The organism is Salinimicrobium soli (assembly GCF_048323655.1).
Lineage (GTDB): Bacteria > Bacteroidota > Bacteroidia > Flavobacteriales > Flavobacteriaceae > Salinimicrobium > Salinimicrobium soli.
In genome coordinates this window covers 328,290-339,573 of sequence record NZ_JBLUWW010000003.1, presented here as the reverse complement: position 1 = coordinate 339,573, position 11,284 = coordinate 328,290, and the positions used below count along the sequence as shown (strand labels likewise).

General features: G+C 41.3%; 8 protein-coding genes. 4 read left to right on the top strand and 4 right to left on the bottom strand.

What is annotated here, in order from left to right:
* Positions 1-94: 94 nt before the first annotated feature.
* The 3 genes from ACNORC_RS11020 to ACNORC_RS11010 all read left to right on the top strand — a co-directional run bounded on the left by ACNORC_RS11020 (position 95) and on the right by ACNORC_RS11010 (position 6,002).
* Positions 95-1,444, top strand: coding sequence for a DEAD/DEAH box helicase (locus ACNORC_RS11020; RefSeq protein ID WP_418335694.1), 1,350 nt, complete (start codon positions 95-97; stop codon positions 1,442-1,444).
* Positions 1,445-1,989: 545 nt separating this feature from the next.
* Complete coding sequence (locus tag ACNORC_RS11015; protein WP_418335693.1) at positions 1,990-4,362, top strand: ATP-binding protein; 2,373 nt, start codon at positions 1,990-1,992, stop codon at positions 4,360-4,362.
* A gap of 104 nt (positions 4,363-4,466) precedes the next feature.
* Positions 4,467-6,002 (top strand): GH3 auxin-responsive promoter family protein, encoded by a 1,536-nt coding sequence (locus tag ACNORC_RS11010; RefSeq protein WP_418335692.1) that lies wholly within the window; start codon positions 4,467-4,469, stop codon positions 6,000-6,002.
* 1 nt (position 6,003) lies between these two features.
* Here ACNORC_RS11010 and ACNORC_RS11005 read toward each other — a convergent pair whose 3' ends face one another.
* Positions 6,004-6,567 (bottom strand): TlpA family protein disulfide reductase, encoded by a 564-nt coding sequence (locus tag ACNORC_RS11005; RefSeq protein WP_418335691.1) that lies wholly within the window; start codon positions 6,565-6,567, stop codon positions 6,004-6,006.
* A 113-nt stretch (positions 6,568-6,680) separates the two neighbouring features.
* On the opposite strand from ACNORC_RS11005, the gene ACNORC_RS11000 reads away from it, so the two are divergent.
* Entirely contained in the window at positions 6,681-8,888 is a 2,208-nt protein-coding gene (locus tag ACNORC_RS11000; protein ID WP_418335690.1) for a M3 family metallopeptidase, read from the top strand.
* A gap of 49 nt (positions 8,889-8,937) precedes the next feature.
* Here the strand turns inward: ACNORC_RS11000 and ACNORC_RS10995 are convergent, their stop codons facing one another.
* The 3 genes from ACNORC_RS10995 to ACNORC_RS10985 all read right to left on the bottom strand — a co-directional run bounded on the left by ACNORC_RS10995 (position 8,938) and on the right by ACNORC_RS10985 (position 11,117).
* Entirely contained in the window at positions 8,938-10,368 is a 1,431-nt protein-coding gene (locus ACNORC_RS10995; protein ID WP_418335689.1) for a phytoene desaturase family protein, read from the bottom strand.
* A gap of 208 nt (positions 10,369-10,576) precedes the next feature.
* Entirely contained in the window at positions 10,577-10,792 is a 216-nt protein-coding gene (locus tag ACNORC_RS10990; protein WP_418335688.1) for a hypothetical protein, read from the bottom strand.
* Positions 10,793-10,973: 181 nt separating this feature from the next.
* Positions 10,974-11,117: a hypothetical protein gene (locus ACNORC_RS10985; RefSeq protein ID WP_418335687.1), complete on the bottom strand. Its 144-nt coding sequence runs from the start codon at positions 11,115-11,117 to the stop codon at positions 10,974-10,976.
* Positions 11,118-11,284 lie beyond the last annotated feature (167 nt).

Genomic DNA, 11,284 nt, shown 5'->3' with positions numbered 1-11,284 from the left:
AAAAATCAGTATTAAAACGGACCAATTTTCCTGCTTAGAATAGTAATTTGCTACTAAGCAATAAACCGTACCTTTGCCGCCTAAAATATAAGCTGTGGATTTTCAGGAATTAAAATTAACTACCCCCTTACTTAACGCATTGACAGATATGGGCCTAAGCAGCCCTACACCTGTGCAGGAACAGAGTTTCCCGGTGATTCTCTCAGGAAGGGACATGGTAGGGATCGCCCAGACAGGAACCGGAAAAACCATTGCTTACCTGTTACCACTGTTGCGATCTCTAAAATTCTCTGAACAGAAGAATCCGCGAATTCTCATTATGGTTCCCACCAGGGAACTGGTAGTGCAGGTAGTTGAAGAGCTGGAAAAATTAACAGCTTACATGAACGTTCGAATCGCCGGAATTTATGGAGGCACCAATATTAATACGCAACGGCAACTGGTCGCACAGGGGCAGGACATCATTGTAGCCACGCCGGGAAGACTGTATGATCTGGCTATTAACCGGGACCTGCAGCTCAAATCTGTTCAAAAACTGGTGATTGATGAAGTGGATGTTATGCTGGATCTGGGATTCAGATTTCAGATCAACAATATTCTGGAACTTCTTCCTGCACAGCGGCAAAATATTATGTTCTCTGCCACCATGACCCAGGATGTGGAAAAATTGATAGCAGCCTACTTTAAAAATCCCGAGAAAATATCTGTGGCAGCCAGTGGTGCTCCCCTTGCCAATATCCATCAGGAGCGTTATGAAGTGCCTAACTTCTACACCAAAGTAAATTTGCTGAAAGAGCTGTTACAGGACAAAGAAAAATTTCATAAGGTCCTGATCTTTGCCGGAAATAAAAGAATTGCTGACCGCCTTTTTGAAAATCTCAGTCCGCATTTTCCTGAAGAATGTACGGTGATCCATTCCAATAAAACACAGAACTACAGGTTACGCAGTATCAGGCAGTTTGGAGATGGTTTTTGCCGAATTTTAGTCGCTACAGATGTAATGGCCCGTGGGCTGGACATTGAGCACGTGAGCCATGTAATCAACTTTGACACTCCTGCATATCCCGAAAATTACATTCATCGCATTGGCCGTACCGGGCGTGCCGAAAAGGAAGGCCAGTCTATTCTTTTTTCCACACCTTCGGAAAAGGAAGATCTGGAGAAAATTGAGGATTTAATGGACATGAAGATCGATCTTTTAGAGATTCCGGATACCGTTTCGATCTCCAAAGAACTCATTCCCGAAGAACAACCTCGCGATGCTGAAATCTACAATCCGAACAAGGTGAGTGATGAAGACAAACCGGGACCAGCTTTCCATGAAAAAAAGGACAAGAACAAGAAGGTCAACCTTGGAGGATCTTACCGACGGGAGATTAGCAAAAAGTATAAAAAGCCCAAAACCCGTGGGGACAAAAATTATAATAAGAAAAAAAGAAAATAATTCTCAAAAATCCCCTTTTTGAGTGTAAATAAACGGCTCCCTGACTTGCTGTGATAAGGAAAATGTTGATTTAAAGGAATTTCATTTCGAAAATTCCTCATTTTTCTTTAACACTCTCTTACCTAATTTCATGTTAATGTATTGATATACAGACGCTCACATTTAAAGTGAGAGAATATATTAAATTCCTTATCAGGATATTTCCGTAAACATCAAATTCCGCGCAGGTAATACGTTAAATTTATTTCAATAGTTTCAGGCAAAAAACATATTATTATCACATATTTTGACGTAATAATGATTATTTTTTAAACTTTTAGGGTATATTATAAATATCTCAAATTTTAATTTTTCAAGAAATCCCGTACTATCAAGCCTTCCGCCGGGAAAAATTAAAAAATTTTAAAATATTGATTCAGTGGGTATTGCATATCCCAATAATTATATTAAATTTAACTTAATAAATGCCCCCCTTTGGAATCTATCGTGAACAGCAAGACTGAAAAACAGCCAGTTGGTAGCGGATTCTTCAATCAATGTAGGGAATGAAAAAAGGCAATTTTATATTGGACGACCAACTCCTGGGAATTTCTCACAGTCTTTTCAATGGAAACAATGGACTTGAAAACCAGGAATTCTTATTGTTCATCTCCTCCACTGAAGACCTGGAGTTAAAAGCCGTAAATTTCAAATCTTCCCAATATTTCAAAACATTTCTCAAAGATCCGGAAGACCGGTTAAGCTTTTTTGAACATATTATTCATCCGGAAGATTTTTCTCTTTTTTCTCATTTAGTCCTTTCTTCTGCTTCTTTAAAACCTGAAGAAGAAAACATGATCCGCATTAGAGTGCGATCTCCTTTTGGGTACTGGAAAAAATTTGAGTTCCAGGTAAGGTTGTTTGCAGGTTTTGAAGGAGAAGAGCCTCATGTGCTGATGCTTGGACGAACTTATGAGTCTAAACGCAACGGCTCCAAAAAAGGAACTGCAGAAAATATTGAAACTGAAAAAAACCTTCAGGAAAGCCTTAGTAAATACCGTGTTCTGGTCAACTCCTTATACGAGGGATATTCCATTATTGAAATGATCTTTGACCTTGAAAATAATCCGATAGATTATTTGTTCGTCGAGATAAATCCAGCTTTTCAAAGACATGTTCGACTGGCAGATCCATTAGGTAAAACCATGAAAGAATTTTCACACGACCATGAAAAATTCTGGTTTGACACCTACGGAAAAGTTGTCTTGACCGGAGAAGCGGTGAGATTTGAAAGTTTTGCAAAGGATCTGCACACCTACTTTGATGTTTATGCATTTCCCATCGGAAACAAACAATCCAGAAAAGTAGCCATATTATGTTCTGATATAACCGAAAGAAAAGAAGCAGAAAAACAGCTGAAACAAGCAAATGAAGAGCTGGAAAATAAAGTTCAGTTAAGAACAGCACAGCTGAAAGAAAATCACGATCTCCTCCAGATGGTCTTCAACTCGGTAAGCCAGGGAATATTTCTTCTACAACCACTTTTTGGGGAGAACTATGATATTATCGACTTTACCTACGTGAGGGTAAATAAAAAGGTTACCCGCTATTACAAGGTGAACCAAATGGTTGGAAAGAGCTTTCTGAAATTAAACCCTCAAGCCACTCAAACAGGAGCTTTTGAGATCTTTAAACAAACCATGCTTACCGGGGAATCAAGAGACTTTGAAGTTTGTTTCGAAAGGAACGGAAGAAGCAACTGGTTCAAAATAAGTACCAGAAGGCAAAAAGGATTATTGGTCAACAGTCTGGAAAACATCACCCGAAGAAAGCTCAGGGCTCAAAATCTAAAAGAAAATATTCGCTTTAAAAAGCAACTTATTCAGACCTCTCCTGATATCATTATGATCTTCAACCTGTATGATGAAAAGGTGAGGTATATGAACCGCGACTTTACTTCCGACCCAGGAATGACCACAGATAGGATCGAAGGCATGGACCTGCTGGACATTATTCCGCTAATTCATCCACAGGACCGGCAAAAAGCTTTTGAGTTCCATGAAAAACTTATGAAGGCTTCCGATAAGGACATTGTAGAGATCGAATTCAGGCTGAGAGGAAAAGAAAAGACCTGGAATTATTATAATGCCCGGGGAAAAGTGTTCCAGCGAAACAAGAATGGTAAAGTTTACGAGTATATCGTCATGTTGCGAAATGTGCAGGAGCAAAAGCTGACTCAGCAAGCATTGATCAATGCGGAAAAATTATCTATCAAAGGAGAAGTTGCCCGTACCCTGGCACATGAGTTACGAAACCCATTGGCCAGCATTGGAATGTCTGCTGACATACTTGAAAAACGATTGCAGAATACTACCGCAGAAAATCTGGAGAATTATGTCAATATCATCAAAAGAAGTGCTACCACACTGAATAAACTGGTTACTGACCTTTTAACATCTTCCAATTATTCTCCTGCAGTATTAGAAAAATGCTGTCTTGCCCAGATCACCAACAAAGCCCTCGAAATGGCCCAGGACAGGATCTACCTCACCGGCATTAAAGTGATTAAGAAATATAAAAAACACTACTACATCAACGCCGATGAAGAAAAATTGAGGATCGCCCTTCTCAACATCATTGTTAATGCCAGCGAGGCGATGATCCCAAATGAAGGAATTCTCTCCATCAGCATTAAAAAATCAAAAGGCTTCTTCTTATTGTCCATTACAGACAACGGCTGCGGAATGGAAAAAGAACAACTGGATCGCCTTTTTGAGTCCTTCTACACCCAAAAACCTGAAGGCATGGGAATCGGTTTAAGTTCTGTGAAGAGCATACTGGAAGAACATGGTGCTACGGTAGAAGTTAAAAGCCGTCCTAATGAAGGAACCACCTTTATTTTAGCCTTTCCGGTCTACGAGGAATTCCAAGGAAATTGATCCTATCTTGTTCCATAAATGCGATTAATGCTTATCTTCGGCCTTAAAAAGTGAAGTTTTCTTGCCGAAATTTCCTTTGAAATTAAAGAGCAAAGCAGCGTTGTATGGGGATAATTGATTCCATAGGTAATCTGGTAATGAAAAGCCGGATGCAAGATTTAGAACATTCGGTTGACCATCCTCATGACACGCAGCAGCAGGTGCTGCATAATCTTTTAGAAACTGCGAAAAATACTGTTTTTGGAAAAGAACATGATTTCCAGAATATAAGTAATTATGAGCAGTTCAAGCAAAAGGTTCCTCTGGCAGATTACGAGGATCTTCTCCCCTACTTTAACAGGCTCTTAAAAGGAGAGCAGAATATGCTGTGGCCTACTCCTATTAAGTGGTTCGCCAAATCTTCGGGAACTACTGGTTCGAAGAGCAAAATAGTTCCGGTCTCAACAGAAGGTCTGGAGCAGTGTCATTATCAGGGCGGCCGAGATATGCTGGCGCTCTATATCCATAACTACCCCGATGCGCAGTTATTTTCAGGAAAGAACCTTTCTATTGGTGGCAGCCAGGAAAATAATTTTGACAGCAGCAAAAATGGTTTTTATACCGCGAATATTTCGGCCATTGTCATGAAAAATCTTCCCTTTTGGGCTCAGTTTGGACGTACTCCCGGCCTGGAAGTGACCATGATGAACAACTGGGAAGAAAAGATCAAAAAGATTGCCGAGATCACTACTCAGCAAAATGTTACCAGTCTTGCAGGTTCCCCCATGTGGATGCTCCTGTTGCTGCAGCATATTATCAAAGAACAAAAGATCGAATACATACAGGAGATCTGGCCAAATCTTGAAGTATTCTTTCACGGATCAGTTTCCTTTGATCCCTATCGTCCCCTTTTTGAAAGCCTGGACCGGGACAAAAGCCTGAGATATCTGGAGATCTTTAATGCCACCGAAGGATTTTTTGCCCTTCAGGACAAAAAGAATGATCCGTCGTTATTGCTAATGCTCAACTACGGGATCTATTATGAATTTATTCCTGAAAAAGAATTCTACAATGAAAATCCTACGGTTCTTTCCCTGAGCGAAGTGGAAGTTGGAAAGAACTATTCTATGGTCATCAGCACCAATTCCGGATTGTGGCGCTACAAGATCGGGGATACCATCAAGTTCACCGAGACCAGGCCATACCGTTTTGTGATAAGCGGAAGAACCAAACACTGTATCAATGTTTTTGGGGAAGACCTTTTTGTGGAGCATGCTGAAAAAGCCCTTTCTGTAGCCTGTAAAAAAACCGGGGCCGTTCTACGGGACTTTACCGCTGCACCATACTTCTATGCTCGACAAAAGAAAGGGTATCATGAATGGCTTATTGAATTTGTAGAGTCACCTAAAAACGGAAAAGAATTCTTACAGATCCTGGATACCGAACTGGGAATTCTCAATGATGATTATGCCGCGAAGCGTAAAAATGACATCGCTATAGATGCACCTGTGGTAAGAGAGATGCCTTCCGGAACTTTTTACCAATGGCTTAAACGAAAGAATAAATTAGGCGGCCAGCATAAGATCCCCAGACTTTCTAACAGCCGGGAATTTGTAGAAGAATTACTTGACCTGGAAAACAGCCTGAGAACGGAAGCTTAGTTTATTGTTCCTTAGCAAGGTCATCTAACAATTCTTTAAATTTAGTATCGTTCCAATTTGCAGCACCTGTCTTGTTCACCACAATTTCGCCTGAAGGGGATATTACAAAAGTGGTAGGCAGGCTATTGGACTGTAATTGTTGCGGCCCCGCAGTTAAAGGTTGATAGACCGGAAGATCAAGATTTTTCTTTTCCAGGAACTTTTTCAGTTTTCCTGTCTCTTCAGAGGAAACAAAATAGAAATCGGCTTTATTCCCGTATTCCTGATATAATTTCTCAAAAGAAGGCATTTCAGCAATACACGGCGGGCACCAGGTAGCCCACAGGTTGATTACGGCTACTTTACCTTCTGAAGATCTGAATGTATGTCTCTCCCCTTCAAGATCCTGTAACAGCCAATCATAATTAGTAAGAACTTCCCTTTTTTCTTCAGAAATTTCCGAAGGGGCGAAGGCGATTAATCTGTTTAACTGCACCTGAATTGGAGTGCGCGTCTGCGGAATGATCAAAAGCAGGATGAAGATGATAAACAGAATGTTCGACCAGTTTTTTTTGAGGAATTCCATACGCGATAATTGTAAAACAAAAGTAGTGATTCTATTACAGGATACTCAAAAAAGGGATAAAAACCGGTTCTTAAATTTTGCATTTATGCTTATCTTGAGACAAATTTTTACAAATGAAAAATAAATTAGTCAATACCACAGGAATTGGCTGCGGAATCTTAACTGCGCTGCTCCTAACCGGGTGTGGATCGGGAACGAAAACCACTGCTCCGGCACCGGCGCCACCCGTGGCCTCACAACAAGTACAAACAGAAGTTATGGAAAATGACCTTTTAAAGGAATGGACAGGGCCTTACGGCGGTGTACCGGCATTTGATGAAATGGATCTGGTCGAGCTGAGGCCCGCAATGGAAAAAGGTATGGCCTTACACCTGGAGGAGATCGAGCAGATCGCCAATAATCCGGAGCCTCCTACTTTTGAGAATACCATTTTAGCCTACGAAAAGTCAGGAGAACCTCTGGAACGCGCTTTTACATACTACAGTATCTGGAGCAGCAATATGTCTTCACCTGAGTTTAGAGAAATTCAGCAGGCATTAGCTCCGCAGATCTCGGAATATTCATCCAAGATCTCACAGAATGAAAACCTGTTCAAAAGGATCAAAGCGGTTTATGAAAACTCCTTAAAAGATCCTTTACCACCTCAACAACAGCGTGCAGTTCAATTGCTGTACGAGGAATTTGCCATGGAAGGGGCTGATCTCGGTCCTGAAGCTAAAAAGCGTTATGCTGAGATCAATAAGCAGCTATCAAGACTTTATACCCAATTCTCCAATAACGTACTGGCAGAAGAGGAAAATTACGTGGTATACTTGAATGAAGATCAATTAAGCGGACTTCCGGAATCTTACGTAAAAGCCGCTGCCAAGGCAGCTGCAGATCGTGGTCATGAAGGAGAGTACGCCGTGTTGAATACACGTTCTTCTATGGATCCATTCCTTACCTATTCAGACGAGCGCGAGCTTAGAGAAAAAGTCTGGTCCAACTATTACTCTCGTGGCGACAATAATGACGAATATGATAACAAAGCGATCATCAAAGAGATCCTTGAGCTGCGAGATGAACGGGTTGAACTTTTAGGTTATGATAATTATGCGGAATGGAGGCTTCAAAACCGAATGGCAAAAACTCCCGAGCGAGCCATGGAATTTATGGAAGCCGTTTGGCCGGCTGCACTGGCAAGAGTAGAAGAAGAAGTTGCCGATATGCAGGCTGTGGCTGATGCTGAAGGGGCCGATATCACTATTGCCCCATGGGATTATCGCTATTATGCTGAAAAAGTTCGTCAACAAAAGTATGATTTGGAGTCTGACGTGGTCAAGCAGTATTTACAATTAGATAAACTTACCCAGGCACTTTTCTTTACGGCCGGAGAATTATTCAATTATAAATTCACTCCTGTACCTGAAGGTACCGTGCCGGTATATCACCCTGATGTAAAGGTTTGGGAAGTGACCGATAAGGACACCGATAAACATATAGGTCTATGGTACCTGGATCCATACGCGCGCAAAGGAAAACGTTCCGGCGCCTGGGCTTCTCAATATAGAAGTCATGCCGAGATGGATAAGGAAGAAACCGTACTTGCTTCCAACAACTCCAATTTCATCAAACCTGCTCCCGGGGAACCGATACTCATCTCATGGGATGATGCTACAACATTCTTCCACGAGTTTGGGCACGCACTGCACTTCTTCTCTTCGGAAGTTAAATACCCGATCCTGAACAGTGGAGTAAGAGATTATACTGAATTCCAATCTCAATTACTCGAGAGATGGCTGTCAACAGATGAGGTAATAGATCAGTTTTTGGTACACCACGAAACAGGAGAACCTATGCCGGATGAACTGGTTAAAAAGATCAAAAAAGCATCCACTTTCAATCAGGGATTCCAAACGACCGAATATCTGGCTTCCGCTTTAATGGACATGAAACTTCATACTACCGATCCAGATAAGATCGATATGAGCAATTTTGAGCAGAAAACTCTTGAATCTCTCAATATGCCGAAGGAAATTCCTATGAGACACCGTACCCCACATTTTGGCCACGTTTTCTCCGGAGAAGGTTATGCCACAGGATATTATGGGTATTTATGGGCTGATGTGCTAACCTCAGATGCTTCGGAAGCTTTCAAAGAAGCTCCCGAAGGATTCTATGATAAGGAAGTAGCCAGGAAACTGGTGAAATATCTTTTCGCACCTCGTAATGCAATGGATCCTGCTGAAGCCTACAGACTGTTTAGAGGCAGAGATGCAACTATTGATGCCTTAATGAGAGACAGGGGATTCCCTGTCCCTGCTGAAGGATCTAATCAGTAGAAATAACTACAGAAAATATTTAAAGCCGGACCGAAAAGTCCGGCTTTTTTTATACCAGGTCTTTAAAATGATCTTTTAAAACCTTTTCTGCGGCGTGAAAACCACTCATTCCATGCACTCCTCCACCTGGCGGAGTTGAAGAAGAACAGATGTATATTCTTGGATCTGGGGTGGAATAAGGAGAAAGTTTAATAATAGGCCTGGTAAAGAATTGTGTAATGTCCTGGAGTCCACCGTTAATATCCCCTCCTACTAAATTAGGATCGAATTCCTCTAATTGATGGGTAGTCTTTGTTGACCTCGCTAAAATGGTATCCTTAAAACCGGGAGCTGCCCTTTCAATTTGATCTTCCAAAATGGTGGTATGATCCCGCGGATCTCCATTCGGAACATGTATGTATGCCCAGGCTGTGTGTTTCCCCTCGGGAGCCCGGGTTGCATCAAAAGGAGAATGTTGTGCCATCAGCACATAAGGTCTGTCAGAAACAGAACCCTTGTGAACCAAATCCTCCGATCTTTCCAATTCAGCTTGCGAAAAACCTATATGCACAGTTCCTGATCTTCTGCATTTTTCACTAGTAAATGGCACCGGCTCGCTCAAGGCCCAGTCCATTTTAAAAACTCCTGCACCATATTTATAATTCTCCATACGTTTTCTGTACAGGGAATTAAAATTCAAGCCGTTTATCTTAAGAAGTTGCCTGGGAGTAAGATCAAATAAATAGGCTAAGGCGTTGGGAAGGTCCCGAAGGTCATTTACCTGATGATTGAGATGCAATTCACCGCCCAGAGAACGGTAGTAATTTAACATGGCGCCGGTAAAGTTTCCCGCTCCCCCTTTTGGAAATGGCCAATTATAACGATGAGCTGTGGCTGTAAGCACCAATCCAAAAGATGCTGAAGCCAGGTTGGTCAAGGGAATAGTGGAATGGGCAGCCGAACCGTAAAAGAACATTTTTGAGCGCTCATCCTCAAAATACCTGTTAGCCAGCCAGTGAGCAGAAGGAAGGGCTTTCAGTCCGAACTTCAGGTAAGGAACAGGGTGTTGTGGAATTCCAAGGGGAGCAAGAAGATCAGGATCCAATTTTTCCCAGTCTTCCATCAACGGCTTAAAGATCTTCAAGTAGTTCTTTTCATCCTCTCCCAGTTGAGCAGCTGTTTGATAAAGATCTTTGAAACAGGCATAGGCCGTTCCATCTATAAAGGGATGAGAATAAGCAATTTCAGGATAGACCCATTCAAGGCCATGATCTTTTAACGGAAGATTCCGGAGAAAAGGCGAAGCAAGCCCCAGAGGCAAAATAGAAGAACCTACATCGTGTTTAAATCCCGGTAGCGTTAATTCCTGGGTTCGTGTGGCGCCGCCCGGGGAAGAAGCCTGCTCAAAAATGGCTGTTTTGAGACCTTTTTGCTGTAGCCGAATGGCTGCTGAAATTCCGTTACTTCCACTTCCGACAATAATTGCATCGTACTTTGACATCACGGCAGGTATTTCAGGTTCAAGTTAACCATTTTGCTCATGAAGTAATTTAAGGATCTCAAATCCCAATGCTCCTGCAGCTCCCGCCAATAAAACCTTTTCGCCCATTTCGAAGCATTGATTTCTTTAAAATAAGGCAAAAATTGTAAGCATCAGATTCCTATCAATCCGATTAACAAAAGTTTACAAGAAAATAAGTGATGTAGGATCAGACCTGGCTTTGTGCTTTTTCTTTTTCCATTTCAACCCTGCAAAATACCTTCAGATTTTCTTTTGCCTTTTTCAACGAAAATACCTTACGATGATGACAGGTGATTTTTTCGGGAGGAAGGGAAGTAATTAGTTCGGAGAGTTCCTTTTTTTCGGAGGGATTCATTTCGTCCAGATGCGGTTTCAGCATTCTGTAAACGGTTCGCGGATCCATAACTATTGGTTTTTTGGCTAAAGTTTCAAAAAATGGTTGTAGTTAAAGATACTAAAAATTTGATAAATAAGGAAGTACCTCCAGCGTGAAGTCTTCTTCTGAAGGTAAACAAATGGTAAGAAGGGCTCCAAAAAAAGGAACCTTTTCAATGATAAGTAGGTAAAAAAATGCTCCTCTCCTGTTATTGGGTAAACTCAAGGATCACCATTACAATTGCATAAATGGCAGTAAGAAAGATCACGCCTAATACAATTCCAATAATAACCTTTTGTACAGTGGAGAACTCATGAGTATAGTTTTTCCATATGTTAGTTAAAGCGCTCATAATTTAACGTTTTACACTCAGTTAATTGTGAGGATACCGCAATCTCTTGCAGACTCACCCTGAAATTTACGAATTTTTTAAATCATTAGCAATCAAAGCTTTAGTTATCTGATTAACGGAGTTTTCTAGAGTTGAAATACTTACAGCTCAAGAAAACACTCCGAATT